The 13,894-nt window shown below is 46.0% G+C and carries 9 protein-coding genes; 1 reads left to right on the top strand and 8 read right to left on the bottom strand.

The window, feature by feature from the left end; translation table 11 throughout:
* Positions 1–34 precede the first annotated feature (34 nt).
* The 7 genes from aroK to ACZ5XY_RS07355 all read right to left on the bottom strand — a co-directional run bounded on the left by aroK (position 35) and on the right by ACZ5XY_RS07355 (position 6,621).
* The gene (aroK, locus tag ACZ5XY_RS07385) at positions 35–619 is read right to left on the bottom strand and encodes a shikimate kinase AroK (RefSeq protein WP_464740358.1); all 585 of its coding nucleotides are present in this window, start codon (positions 617–619) and stop codon (positions 35–37) included.
* Between the two features lie 133 nt (positions 620–752).
* Positions 753–1,112: a hypothetical protein gene (locus ACZ5XY_RS07380; RefSeq protein ID WP_464740356.1), complete on the bottom strand. Its 360-nt coding sequence runs from the start codon at positions 1,110–1,112 to the stop codon at positions 753–755.
* 88 nt (positions 1,113–1,200) lie between these two features.
* Positions 1,201–3,600, bottom strand: a complete 2,400-nt coding sequence (gene pilQ / locus ACZ5XY_RS07375) for a type IV pilus secretin PilQ (protein ID WP_464740354.1) — start codon at positions 3,598–3,600, stop codon at positions 1,201–1,203.
* Between the two features lie 27 nt (positions 3,601–3,627).
* Entirely contained in the window at positions 3,628–4,158 is a 531-nt protein-coding gene (locus ACZ5XY_RS07370; protein ID WP_464740352.1) for a pilus assembly protein PilP, read from the bottom strand.
* Positions 4,158–4,889, bottom strand: coding sequence for a type IV pilus inner membrane component PilO (locus ACZ5XY_RS07365; RefSeq protein ID WP_464740350.1), 732 nt, complete (start codon positions 4,887–4,889; stop codon positions 4,158–4,160). Before ACZ5XY_RS07365 ends, ACZ5XY_RS07370 begins: the two co-directional genes overlap by 1 nt.
* Positions 4,886–5,566: a PilN domain-containing protein gene (locus tag ACZ5XY_RS07360; RefSeq protein ID WP_464740348.1), complete on the bottom strand. Its 681-nt coding sequence runs from the start codon at positions 5,564–5,566 to the stop codon at positions 4,886–4,888. Before ACZ5XY_RS07360 ends, ACZ5XY_RS07365 begins: the two co-directional genes overlap by 4 nt.
* Positions 5,566–6,621 carry a pilus assembly protein PilM gene (locus ACZ5XY_RS07355; protein ID WP_464740346.1) on the bottom strand — a complete coding sequence of 352 codons (1,056 nt, stop codon included), beginning with the start codon at positions 6,619–6,621 and terminating at the stop codon, positions 5,566–5,568. Before ACZ5XY_RS07355 ends, ACZ5XY_RS07360 begins: the two co-directional genes overlap by 1 nt.
* A gap of 194 nt (positions 6,622–6,815) precedes the next feature.
* Between ACZ5XY_RS07355 and ACZ5XY_RS07350 the strand changes: the two genes are divergently transcribed.
* On the top strand, positions 6,816–9,419 hold the full coding sequence (locus ACZ5XY_RS07350) for a penicillin-binding protein 1A (RefSeq protein WP_464740344.1): 2,604 nt from the start codon (positions 6,816–6,818) through the stop codon (positions 9,417–9,419).
* Between the two features lie 124 nt (positions 9,420–9,543).
* Here ACZ5XY_RS07350 and rpoC read toward each other — a convergent pair whose 3' ends face one another.
* Positions 9,544–13,764 (bottom strand): DNA-directed RNA polymerase subunit beta', encoded by a 4,221-nt coding sequence (gene rpoC, locus ACZ5XY_RS07345; RefSeq protein ID WP_464740342.1) that lies wholly within the window; start codon positions 13,762–13,764, stop codon positions 9,544–9,546.
* Positions 13,765–13,894 lie beyond the last annotated feature (130 nt).

Genomic DNA, 13,894 nt, shown 5'->3' with positions numbered 1-13,894 from the left:
AACCCGCTTTGGCTATTATAAACCAACTTTGTTGCTAAATTTCATCATCGCTCATGGGCGCTTGCAAACGAATGGCAGTTAAATCAAAGCTGCTGCCAAATTTTTCATCGAGGCGCTCGATGAGCTGCTGAACCATATGCCGCGGATAAGTGTGACCGGTGGGCAAAATAATATGCGCCGTTTCCCGATATAAAGGGTCACGATGCTGATATAAATTTTGCAGCACCTGCCTTGGGTTGGGATTTTGTAACAGCGGTCGCGATTTGTCTTTTGCCGTTCGGGAAAGCTGCACCTCGACAGGGGCGTTTAAATAAACCACAATGCCACGGTCATGCAGGGCTTGACGATTGGCGGCATTCATGACCGCGCCGCCACCGGTCGCTAAGACAATATTTGGGCGTTTGGTTAACTCATCAATGGCACGGCACTCGCGGCTACGAAACCCAGCTTCGCCCTCTTTGGCAAAAATCCAAGCAATATCTGCGCCTGATTGCTCCTCAATAAACCAATCACTGTCGATAAACTCACGACCAAGCTGCTTGGCAAGTAAGCGTCCGATCGTCGTTTTCCCCGCGCCCATGGGACCTACAATAAAAATTGATGGCAACGATTCTACCATATCACCCAACTTAAATATAAATGAACTATCATATATTATATTTTCTTTAAAGCAAAATAAAAAAGAGTAGGTAAATTCGCCTACTCTTCTATTGTTAAAAAATAATCAAAATATACTTATACTATGCTGTATTTTATATACTGCTATAACTTAATATTTGGTACTCATATTTATAAGCAGCCGCATCTTTTAAACAACCAACAAAAGTTTTTCCCTTTGGTGAGATATAAAATTCTTTATTATATATTTCTGTTCTCATACCAAGAGATGTAGTTTGTGTGTAAGCTTTAACTTGAACTAAAACTTTGTATGCTTCCTTATTATTTGAAGAGTAGATATATACATCATTACCGTTAGAACTATTTCCCATAGAGCACATACCTCTTTCATTAAAAGTTAAATAGACATCACGTAAAGCTGCATGGGACGTAGATATACTTATTACACTAATATTAAGAAAAAGAAGGGCTGAAGCTAAGATACCATTTCTCATATTTTTTCATCCTATTATATCTATAATTATTTCATAATGACTTTTTAATATAGACTTAAGTTTATTAAAAGTCAAAATATTCTTTAGCTTAATCTAATCGACTAGTACCATCGTTAATTAGCTTTGGTGTAATAAAGATAAGCAACTCTTCTTTTTCATTTCTTCGAGCATCGCGACGGAAAGCTTTGCCAATATAAGGCAAATCCCCTAAAAATGGTACTTTTTCAACCCCCGTTGAATTGCGGTTTTTAAAGACACCACCTAAAACAAGAGTTTGACCATCTTCAACGATGACATTGGTTGAGATTGAATCTTCAGCAATAGCAACCTGCCCATCAAGAGATGCAACTGGCCTACCGTTAGAAATATTTAACTTTAAGCCGATTTTGCCATCAGGGGTGATATTTGGCGTCGCTTCTAAACTTAGTGCTGCCTCTTTAAAGCTGGTGGCAGTTGCGCCACTTGCTGATGCTTCTTGATAGGGAATTTGCGTTCCTGAGGAGACTTTTGCCGTTTGCTTATCGGCGGTCAAAATCTTCGGCGTTGAAATCACCTCACCGCGATTATCGGCTTGCAGCGCTGACAATTCCAAATCAAGCATGAAATCGGACATGCTTAAAAGTCCAAACGCAATTCGCCCTGCAGGGTTGGCAACGCCTAAGTCCACGTTTAAGTTATCAGGGCGGCTGATGTCATACTTTGGATAAGAGACGGTTTGACCATTGATAGTGGTGCTTTCAACGTCAAAGTTCTTCAAATCCCAAAGCGTTTGGTCACTGCCGCCGACCAGTAAGTTGCGGTTGTTGGCGGCGCCATTGGATAAAATACCCCAGCGAACGCCGATTTCTTTACTAAAGGTATCCGTTGCGCTCACAATCCGCGCTTCAATCATCACCTGCCGCACTGGAATGTCAATTTTACTGATGAGCTTATGGATATTTTCGATACTGGTGGCAACGTCTTTAACGATTAGCGTGTTGGTGCGCTCATCCACGGTGACCGTGCCGCGATTAGACAGTAGCGTATTGTTGTCATCAATCGTGTTATTGGTCGTACCGCGGTTGCTCGCGCCGCTGCCTTGTGAAATGAGGTTTAACACATCGGCGGCTTTGGCATAGCTTAAGCGAATATATTCGGTTCGCAGGGGTTCAAACGCTTCTACAGCGCGCTGAGCCTCAAGCTCCTGAGCCTCTTGCTGCGCAAGTTCAGCAGCCGGTGCGACCAAAATGACGTTGCCATTTTCGCGTTTGCCCAAATTTTTACTTTTTAGAATAATATCAAGGGCTTGGTCCCAAGGAACGTTGATTAATCGCAGGGTAATATTACCGGCAACCGAATCGCTTGCTACGATGTTCATACTGGTAAACTGGGCTAAAATGTCCAAAACGCTGCGGATTTCAACGTCCTGAAACTCCATAGATAGCGCTTCACCAGAATACACTTTTTCTTCAATGGTCGGTTCGCGCAAGAGTTCAGGCTTACTGATGCCAATGGTTAATTGGTTTCCTGATTGGTAAGCTTGGTACTCATAATCGCCGGTCATGTTAATGGTAACGACGCCATTTTGACCTTGGTTTTTGGTATCAATGCTAGCGACCAAACCGCTATTGATATTTAAGCGGCGCAGCAAGTTGCGTGGGACAGTGCTGCCGGTCATACGAACCACAAGTTTATTGCCTTGGCGCTGAACATCAACTGGAATGGCTTCATTGGCAAGGGCGATATTGACGCTGCCGCCGCCATTGGCACCTGCCGTAAAATTCAGCGCGCTTAAGCCATCATAACTGTATTGGCGACTGACTTGAGTTGACGCAAGCTTAGGGTCAAGAAGTGGGTTGACCCGAACCACCATGGTGTCTGCAGGAACCTCAGGCTTGGTAATAACAGTGTTGCTTGCCACAATTGGGGTCACGGCGGTACTGCTGGTCTCAACAATAGGCGTTACCACAGCGGTGGTGGCAATAGGCGCATCATCGGTGACGACGACTGCAGTTTGCGTGACAGGAACAACCGCCATAGGTTGGGCTCTGACGACGCGGCGAATGACCGTGTTATTCGTTCGATTAGGCTCAGTAATGGTCAACAATAAATCGTTGCCACTGACTGTGGTCGTATAGCTGCCCTCGCCACTTAACCCAACAATTAAGCGGGTGGTGTCGTCATTATTTAAGGTCGTGATGTTCTGCACCAGACCCGTATTATAGTCCGTTGAACGGCTCACAAGACCGTTTTGCACTTTTTCAAAGTCCAAAACCAATCGGCTTGGGTCTTTAAGCTGATAAGCTTTGGGCTGGACAGGAGCGCCGTTAAAGCTCAGTCGTAATTGGGTGACGGCAGGAGCGGTTTGCGTCACCACGACATTATTGATGCGTTCAGCGGCATGGGCGTTTGATGTGATGGCAATCATGCTCATGCTAAGCATAGAGACCGCAAAAGTCGAGGAGACGCGGTTATTGGTCAACGCGCCCCAGTGTTGGCGTTTGGTCATTAGTTATTCCTCAAAAAATATGCCAAGTTAGCTGATGGGGGATACCAGCGACTGCGGGCGTTCAACAAAGCCTGCGCGGCTGTCTGGCACAATTTCAATCAAATTAATTTGGGTTGGGGTAATCTCAACAATTCGGCCGTCGTTTAGACCAATATAATCGCCAACTTTGACGCTTGCCACTGAGCCATCCGGACGCTGAACCAGCGCAAACTGCTGACCTTCAGGGGAGATGACCATACCGCGAAAGGTCAGCTGAGCCAATTCAAACTGCTCGAGCGGTTCTTTTTCACGAGTAATGTCTGGGCGAACACTGTCAAGGGCATTGGTGGGCGCTTGAATATTTACTAAACTTGGCGGCAAAAATGGGCTTCGCAGCATACTTGAGCTGTAAACAAAATCCTCAATCACTTCAGCTTGTGGCGGCGGGGTAATGGGCTGAGCGGATTCATTGCGGATCTGCTCCATCGCTTCTTGAGCAAGACCTACCCGATCGCTACAAGCGGTCACACCAAGAGCCATCATTATGACCAACGTTAAGGGCAGTTGCTTGGTTGTCATCAGTTGCCTCCTGCCGAATCATCTGTCGTTGCGGTTTCAGCGCCTTCTGCTGCGGCCTCATCCTCTTTAATTTCTTTTGAGCGGTAGGTTTTGGTTTGTAAGACCAAATTAAGCTCAGGCAAAGTATCAAGAGTCGGCTGAGGATTGGTGACTTCAAAATCATGCATGGTAATGATCCGTGGCAACGCCGCAAGACCACTGATAAAGCTACCAAATTGGTGATAGTCCCCTAAAGCAGCAATGCGAATAGGCTGTTCAATAAAAAATTCATTTTCAACTTCAGGCTCAACGGAGATGTCTTGAAAACGAATGTTGCTGCCAACGCCCGTCATGTTAATGCCCTCGACCAACTCAGACACCCGAGTGTCTTTAGGAAGCTGGTCTAACAGCGCATTAAACTCCGTTTCCATTTGCGTCACTTGAGCTTTATACGCTTCTAAATGCCGAGCTTTTGACTCTTTTTGGCGATAGCTGTCAAGCAGCGTTTGCTGCTCAGATTCAGCGGCAGTAATTTCATCGATTTTGCTGCTAATCGGCAACGCCCAAGCTAAAGCGGCAATAAAGCCAACAATAAAGCACAGTAAAGTGATTTTAACCGCAACCGGCCAGCTGCCATAGTTTTCAGGATCAAGCGACTCAAAACTGCGGCGAAACTCATTGAAATCAAATGGTTTTTTATCTGTTGCCACTTTTTTCTTTTTTAACAACACCTTTTTACGGACAAGCTTCATGCGCCACCTCCAGCATCAGTTGCCACTGCGACCTCAGCTTGTGTGTCATCCGTTTGATCAAGCTTTGAGGCAAATTCAACCTGTGTCGTAATGACAAATTGCACATAACTGTCCTCAGGATACACCGGTCTTGGCGGCGCGCCATCGGCAGTAGGCGCCGTATTGATTTCAGGAGCAGCTTGATAAGCGGTGATGTTTTGCTGAATGTTTTGCACCGCAGAATTGCCCATCCATTGACTGTCATCTAAATTACGAATCAAACTTGAAACCACATTTGGGTTGTCCGCCATTCCTGTTAAGGTCAGCAAATCCCCTTCTCGCTTGAGGTTGGTCAGATACAAAGCTGGCGGAATTGCTTTAGCAATATCATCCCACAAGTGAACCGGAATGGGCCTGCGACCTTGCAAGTCTTGAATGACCTGCATTCTGGAAATGATGTCATCGCGGCGCTGCTCAAGGGTATCGATCTCTTTGAGCGCGGAGTCTAATCGGGCGTTTTCTTGTTCAATCAGCGCATTGGCATCACGCTGATCATTCAACTCATTATTAAAATAACTCCAAGCGGCAAATGCGGCTAATAATGCCAGTAAGGTGGTCGCCGCCACCAGTGCAATAAATTCTTTATTTCGCCGTTCGCGCTCTTCTTGTCGCCATGGCAATAGGTTAATGCGAGCCATCAGTCAAAGCTCCTTAATGCCAGACCGCAAGCGGCCATCAAACTTGGCGCATCTATGCTTAATTGCTCATTATCAATATAAGGGTTAATGGTCATATTAATAAAAGGATTGGCGATCGTTACCGGAACGCCCAATTTTTGCTGAACCATTCCTGAAAGCCCAGGAATGGAGCTGCTGCCACCTGCCAGTACCACATGATCAATGCTGTTATATTGACTTGAGGAAAAATAAAACTGCAGTGATCGGGTGATTTGCTGAATGGCATTTTCCATAAACGGGGTTAAAATTTCTGGATAATAATCGTCAGGAAGGGTTCGCTCGCGCTTATTGATGGTCGCCTCCTCAAACGACAACCCATAACGGTTTTGGATGCTCTCAGTTAACTGCAAGCCACCAAACAGCTGCTCACGGCTATAAACAAACTCACCATTTTTGACCACGTAAAGCGTCGTTTGATAATGACCAATATCTACAAGCGCCACAAGCTCTGGCATATTGCTTAAGCTATCCACCATAAGTCCAAAAGCCCGTTCAACGGCATGGGACTCCACATCGACGATTTTGGTTTTTAGACCGCCAAAAGTGAGCGCATCAACGCGCTGATCGACATTTTCGGATCGTGATGCAACAAGGAGCACCTGCACCAAATTGTCGTCAACCAATGAAGGTCCAATGACTTCAAAATCTAAGTTAACTTCATCTAAAGGATAAGGAATATACTGGTCGGCATCTAAACGAATTTGAGCTTCGCGCTCAATATCCGTTAAGTTGGCTTCCATATCGATAATTTTGGTGATGACCGAAGACCCTGAAACCGCAGTGGCAGCATCTAAAGCGCTGATTTGACAACGCCGCGCTAAGCGGGCAATTGTCTCGCCTACTGCTTCACTATCAACAATCGTTTTATCCACAACGATTCCGGGCAATAATCGTTCAATACCATAAGACTTTAAATGAAAAATACCTTGTTGACGCTGAATATCAACAATTTTTACCGAAGTTGATGAAATATCAACTCCAATTAAATGCCGACTTTTCGCTGAAAATAGCCTCACAAGCGCAATACCTTATGTGTTTGATACGGATTGATGGTTTTTTGTAATAGTCAACTACAATACGTTACTTGCCCGACATATTCAAGTGATTAAATCTAATAATTGAATTAAATTACACTTTTCATTTCACCTCAATGTCCGCTTCAAGGTATAATAAATCATTTGTCACAATTATTATCTAATAAGTTTTTCTTATGACCCAGAACCCTGCTACCGTCCGTCTCATCCAAATCTTGGTGAGACTTGTCGTTGCCTGTTTGGCTTTGGCGCTGATCTTAATCCTTGCTGTCCCTATTGGGTTTTATGGCATGGCAATGTACCTCTCCCCAACCTTGCCAAGCGTTCAAGAAATTAAAACCGCAAGCCTTGAGATGCCGCTACAGATTTACAGCCGCGATGATAAGTTAATTGGTCAGTATGGGAATCGCATGTCGCTGCCGGTGACTTTTGATGAAATTCCAAAAAACATGACCAATGCCTTTTTAGCGGCAGAAGATTCAAGCTTTTTTCAGCATAGCGGTATTAGTATTAAAGGTCTGGGGCGAGCGGTGACCGAAGTGGTCACTGAAGATGATGGTCAAACGGGCGGCTCAACCATCACCATGCAGGTGGCTAAAAACTATTTTTTAAGTCCAGAGCGTACCTTAAACCGAAAGCTGACCGAGCTGTTTTTAGCGCGCAAAATGGAAGATGAGCTCAGCAAAAACGAGATCTTAACTTTATACGTCAATAAAATTTATTTGGGCGAAGGCGCTTACGGTATTCGTGCGGCAGCTCGAAAGTACTATAGTAAATCGCTTGATAATTTAACCATCGCTGAAATGGCAATGCTGGCAGGGCTTCCTAAAGCACCGTCAAAATACAATCCGGTTGCCAACCCAACTCGGGCGCTCACCCGCCGCAACTGGATTATTGGGCGGATGCATGAGCTTGGCTATATCAGTACGGCTGAGCGCGACAAAGCCTTAAAAGCGCCGATTGGTTTGAAAATCTACCAAGAAAAACTTGATGTCAATATGCCTTATTTGGCAGAAATGACCCGTTATGCGCTTGTCAATCGTTATGGGGAACAAGTTATTAATGGCGGTTGGCGCGTTCGCTTAACCGTTGATAGTCAAGCGCAGGTTGATGCTGAAACAGCGGTTCTTAAAGGCTTAGTGGCTTACGATCACCGCCATGGTTGGCGCGGTGCTGAAGCCAACAGTGAACCACTAGAAAAATTTGAACGCTACGGCAGCATGTATCCTGCTAAAGTGTTAAATGTTAAAAGTCGCAGCTTTGATGCCTTAATGCCCTCCGGTGAGACCGTAACGGTCAATTGGTCAGGAATCAGTTGGGCGCGAAAATACTACTCAGCCAACCGTGTTGGCGGCTCACCAAGTAACGCAGGTCAAGTCGTCAAAAAAGATGATATTATCCGCTTGATTAAAACCGACAGCGGTAACTGGCAGTTGGCTCAGATTCCCAAAATTCAGGGCAGCTTGGTGTCTTTAAATCCTGATACGGGCGCGGTTAATGCCTTGGTTGGTGGCTTTGATTTTAACCACAGTAAGTTTAACCGCGCTTTGCAAGGTTGGCGGCAACCAGGATCCACCATTAAGCCACTGGTTTATACCACCGCGCTTGAAAAAGGCTATCGACCAGACAGCATCGTTTCTGACCGTCCCATTCAAGTGGGAAATTGGCGACCAAAAAATTCCGATGGTCGCTTTTATGGCGACATGACCTTGCGCCGTGGTCTGTATTTATCACGAAACCTTGTTTCAATTCGGTTATTGCAAGCCGTTGGTATCTCAGACACCCGCAACTTACTCGATCAGTTTGGGCTTGATAAAGAAAAACTACCAACCACCTTATCTTTAGCCTTAGGCACTGGCGAAGCCTCGCCTTTGCAGATGGCAACCGCGTATTCCACCTTTGCTAATGGCGGTCATCGCATTCAGCCCTATTTTATTGAGCAAATCTATAACTATGACAACAAGCTGCTGTTCCAAGCCAATCCACAGCAAGCTTGCGCGGTTTGTTTTAATGAACAGTTAGAAGATTTAAATAAAAAGCTGATTGAAGATCATAACGCAGCAAAGGAGGACGACGCGTTAACCAACGACAAAACGGACAACAAAGATCGTCCTAAAAAAGACAAAAAATCTAAGCCAACCGCTGAAGATCTGGAAAAAGCTGCCAAAATCAAAGCGGCAAAAGAAGCTTTGATTTATGACGCCAGCCCAGCAGCGGACCGCTTAAAAGCGCCGCCGGTTCAATACGTTTTTGCCACTCAAGCGCCGCGAATTTTGCAGCCACGCGTCGCTTATGAAATGGCGGATATTCTTCGTGATGTGGTTCAGCGCGGAACGGCAAGGCGCGCCTTAGCGCTTGGTCGCAGTGATATTGGTGGTAAAACCGGAACCACCAACGAAGCTAAAGATGCTTGGTTTGCAGGGTTTCACCCCACCAATGCCACCGTGGTTTGGATGGGCTTTGATCAACCCTCGCCCATGGGTCGCAGCGAATTTGGCGGCGTTGCTGCCCTTCCGGTTTGGATTGACTTTATGCGACCGCAATTAAAAAATACCCCAAAACAGTGGGTATCGTTAAATAATCGCGCCAAGTCTGAAAAACAAAAGCAGCGTATTATTGAAATGACCGATGGCGGCGCTGTAGCTGCAGACGATGAAGATGTTGACTTAGATGAGATTAAAAAGCCCGTTGCGCCAAAACCACAAAAGCGCCCGCTACCAGAGCTTGAAGATGAATTGACAGAAGGCGTCAGCAATGAGCGGCTTCCAATAGAACCATAATACTTTAGAAAACCAATAAGCAGCTTGAATAGCTTGTCATCATTCAGCTGCTTATTTTTAATTAAATAACTTGAACACAAAAAAAGCCAGCATCACGCTGGCTTTTTTCGTCTTAAGTCAATAATTACGAATTGTCTTGACCAAGTTCTTGAGCAAAGGCTTCATCAAAGCTGGTAAAGTCTCTGGTTTCAGAGCTTGCGGTAATGTCAAATGCCGCGCTCAAATCCGTATCTTGCAGTTTTTGCTCCAGTTTTTCTTTGCGTGATCTGTGATACGCAAGTCCAGTTCCCGCCGGAATCAAGCGACCAACAACCACGTTTTCTTTCAAGCCGCGAAGGTCATCGACTTTGCCGGTAACCGCAGCGGCGGTAAGAACGCGCGTGGTTTCTTGGAACGATGCTGCCGAGATAAAGCTTTCGGTTGCAAGGCTGGCTTTAGTAATCCCTAGCAATTGACGCTCAAACTGAACGGGGAATTTATTTTCCTCAATCAACTTGGCATTCAATGCTTTAACATCCGCGTACTCAACCTGATCGCCTTTAAAGTAATTTGAATCGCCGCCATCGGTCACTTCAACTTTACGCAGCATTTGACGAATAATGACTTCAATGTGCTTGTCGTTGATTTTCACGCCTTGCAAGCGATAAACTTCTTGAACTTCATTAACGATATAGTTGGCAAGCGCCGTTTCGCCTTTTAAGCGTAAAATGTCGTGCGGGTTTTGCGGACCATCAGCAATGATCTCACCGCGAGCAACCGTTTCGTTTTCAAAGACGTTGATTTGACGCCATTTTGGAATCAGTTCCTCATGGACTTCGCCGTCTTCGTTGGTAATGATAAAGCGGTTTTTGCCTTTGGTTTCTTTACCAAAGCTGACCACACCCGTCATCTCAGCCATAATCGCATGGTCTTTTGGTCGGCGAGCTTCAAACAAGTCAGCCACGCGCGGTAGACCACCGGTAATGTCTTTGGTTCCTGATGAGGCTTGCGGAACGCGACCAAGTACCGACCCTGCCGCCACTTCTTCACCGTCGCTCACGCGGATGATGGTTTCAGCCGGCAAGAAGTAAACAACTTCTTTACCTTCATCGGTATTTAGAATAATGGCAGGTCGCAAGTCTTTAGCCGCACTTGAGCGGTCTCGCGTTGCCAAAATCTCAAACGAGCTCATTCCCGTGGCTTCGTCGATTTTCACCGTTGCCGTCATACCATCGGTAATATCGCTAAAGCGCGCTTTACCGGCAAATTCAGTGATAATTGGGTGGGTATGCGGATCCCACTTGGCAATGGTTTGACCGGCATCCACCAAGTCTTTATCACGAACCAACACGCTTGAGCCGTAAGGGACTTTATAGCGCTCACGCTCACGACCAAGCTCATCCGTTAAGGCAATTTCAGCGGAGCGTGAGACGATGACCAAGTGACCATCAACGTGCTCAACCGTCTTCATATTCTGGAACTGAACCTGACCGCCATTTCGGACAGAGATGCTGTTATCCACCGAAGCTGAGCTTGCTGCCCCGCCCACGTGGAAGGTTCGCATGGTCAACTGAGTTCCCGGCTCGCCAATCGACTGAGCTGCCATAACCCCAACCGATTCACCAATGTTCACTTTATGACCGCGAGCCAAGTCACGACCATAGCACTGTGAGCAAACGCCATGAGCCACATCACAAGTGATCACTGAGCGAACCCAAACGTCATCAATGGCATTTTCATCTAAAACAGTAACCCAATGCTCATCAATTAAAGTGCCCGCAGGAACTAAAACTTTTGAGTCATCATCGTTATAAGTGACATCGCGAGCCGTTACCCGACCAAGCACCAAGTCACCTAGCTTTTCGATGATCTCGCCACCTTGAATGTGCGGCGTCATAAGCAAGCCTTGCTCTGTACCGCAGTCTTCACTGGTGATGACCAAATCTTGTGCCACATCAACCAAGCGGCGGGTCAAATAGCCTGAGTTTGCAGTTTTAAGCGCAGTATCGGCAAGACCTTTTCGAGCACCGTGAGTTGAAATAAAGTACTGCAAAACTGTCAAGCCTTCACGGAAGTTGGCTTTAATGGGCGTTTCGATAATTGAACCGTCCGGTTTTGCCATCAAACCACGCATTCCGGCAAGCTGACGAATCTGAGCGGCACTACCCCGAGCTCCTGAATCTGACATGATAAAGATGGAGTTAAAGGATTTTTGCTCCTCTTCTTCACCTTCAGCGTTAATCACTTTATCGGTGGCTAAGTTGTCCATCATGGCTTTGGCAACTTTGTCATTGGTTCGCGACCAAATATCAACCACTTTGTTATAGCGCTCACCGGCGGTCACAAAGCCTTGCTCAAACTGATCTTCAATTTCACGAACTTCAGCATCCGCCAAATCGATAATTTGTTTTTTGCTTGGTGGAATAACCATGTCATCAAGACCGATGGAAACGCCCGACAACGTTGCTTGCGCAAAACCAAGGTACATCAATTGGTCGGCAAACATGACGCTGTCTTTCACGCCCATTTTACGGTAGCATGAGTTGATGAGGCGCGAGATGTTTTTCTTGGTCATCTCTTGGTTACACTCATCAAACGACATCCCTTTTGGCATGATGTTCCAAATCAACAGTCGACCGGCAACGGTCTCTTTTAAATTGGTTTCTTTGGTTTTATTGCCATCGTCATCAAAATGCGTTTCGGTCACGCGAACTTTGATTTTCGCATTCACGTGCAAGTCGTTTGAACCAATCGCCCGAAGTGCTTCGTTGACTGACGCAAACACCATGCCTTCGCCTTTGGCATTGATTGACGAGCGGCTGATGTAATAAAGTCCCAAAACAACGTCTTGTGAAGGTACGATGATTGGATCACCGTTAGCTGGCGATAAGATGTTGTTGGTTGACATCATCAAAGCTCGTGATTCAAGCTGAGCCTCTAAAGTCAACGGCACGTGAACTGCCATTTGGTCTCCGTCAAAGTCGGCGTTAAATGCCGTACAAACGAGCGGATGCAGCTGAATGGCTTTACCTTCAATCAATACCGGCTCAAAGGCTTGCAGTCCCAAACGGTGAAGCGTCGGTGCACGGTTAAGCAGCACCGGATGCTCACGAATCACCATGGCGAGCATATCCCAAACTTGCGGCTCTTCGCGCTCAACCATTTTTTTAGCGGCTTTAATGGTGGTTGCTAAACCATGAGTTAACAGCTTGTTATAAGTAAATGGCTTAAACAATTCTAACGCCATTTTCTTTGGCAAGCCGCACTGGTGCAAGCGCAGGGTGGGTCCTACTACGATGACCGAACGACCCGAGTAGTCAACCCGTTTTCCAAGTAAGTTTTGGCGGAAACGACCTTGCTTACCTTTAATCATGTCGGCAAGCGATTTTAAAGGACGCTTGTTGCTGCCAGTAATCGCGCGACCACGGCGACCGTTATCTAAAAGCGCATCGACCGATTCTTGAAGCATACGTTTTTCGTTACGAACGATGATGTCCGGTGCGTTCAGCTCAAGCAGGCGCTTTAAACGGTTGTTACGGTTAATAACGCGGCGATACAAATCGTTCAAATCAGACGTTGCAAATCGACCGCCTTCAAGCGGAACCAGTGGTCGCAAATCCGGTGGCAAGACTGGCAAAATGGTCATCACCATCCATTCAGGCTTGTTGTTGGAATCGCGGAACGCTTCAAGCAGTTTTAGACGTTTTGACATCTTTTTAAGCTTGGTTTCAGAGCCAGTTTGCGGAATGGCTTCACGAAGCTCATCAATTTCAACGTCCAAATCGATGTCTTTTAACAAGTCTTGAATGGCTTCGGCGCCCATTTTGGCAACAAATTCATCGCCAAATTCTTCAAGGGCTTTAAAATAATCTTCATCATCAAGAAGCTGATATTTTTCAAGGCTCGTTAAACCCGGCTCAGTGACAATATAGCTTTCAAAATACAGGACGCGCTCGATATCTCGAAGCGTCATGTCAAGAAGCAAACCGATACGGCTAGGAAGTGATTTTAAAAACCAAATGTGCGCCACAGGACTTGCCAAGTCAATATGTCCCATGCGGTCACGGCGAACTTTAGCGGTGGTGACTTCAACGCCACATTTTTCACAAATCACGCCTTGGAATTTACGGCGCTTATATTTTCCGCAAAGACATTCAAAGTCTTTGACTGGACCAAAAATTTTGGCACAAAACAACCCATCGCGCTCTGGCTTAAAGGTGCGATAGTTGATGGTTTCAGGTTTTTTAACTTCGCCGTGCGACCATGATTTGATGGTGTCAGGGGAAGCTAGGGTAATTTGAATACTATCAAACTCACGGCTGCCAGTTCCGGCAGAGCTTTGCATAATATCGAGTAAATCTTTCAAGTTGCGTCTCCGTTCTTGTAATCATCTGTTGCGATTAACGCTACAGATTAAGAGCAATGAATCAGGTTGAGATAATCCCAAAAGTAGCCTCATTGGCGACTACTTTTGGTCAGAAAGGCAAAGCTTGAAG

Source organism: Psychrobacter sp. GTC18467, from assembly GCF_055397455.1.
Note: the sequence above shows the minus strand (reverse complement) of the source record. Positions and strands in the feature narration are given on the sequence as shown.

What these genes read in the sequence shown, in the direction of transcription:
- ACZ5XY_RS07350 (WP_464740344.1), top strand. Translation starts at nt 6,816, where the DNA reads ATGACCCAGAACCCTGCTACCGTCCGTCTCATCCAAATCTTGGTGAGA.
- aroK (WP_464740358.1), bottom strand. Translation starts at nt 619, where the DNA reads ATGGTAGAATCGTTGCCATCAATTTTTATTGTAGGTCCCATGGGCGCG.
- ACZ5XY_RS07370 (WP_464740352.1), bottom strand. Translation starts at nt 4,158, where the DNA reads ATGACAACCAAGCAACTGCCCTTAACGTTGGTCATAATGATGGCTCTT.
- ACZ5XY_RS07360 (WP_464740348.1), bottom strand. Translation starts at nt 5,566, where the DNA reads ATGGCTCGCATTAACCTATTGCCATGGCGACAAGAAGAGCGCGAACGG.
- ACZ5XY_RS07365 (WP_464740350.1), bottom strand. Translation starts at nt 4,889, where the DNA reads ATGAAGCTTGTCCGTAAAAAGGTGTTGTTAAAAAAGAAAAAAGTGGCA.
- ACZ5XY_RS07380 (WP_464740356.1), bottom strand. Translation starts at nt 1,112, where the DNA reads ATGAGAAATGGTATCTTAGCTTCAGCCCTTCTTTTTCTTAATATTAGT.
- pilQ (WP_464740354.1), bottom strand. Translation starts at nt 3,600, where the DNA reads ATGACCAAACGCCAACACTGGGGCGCGTTGACCAATAACCGCGTCTCC.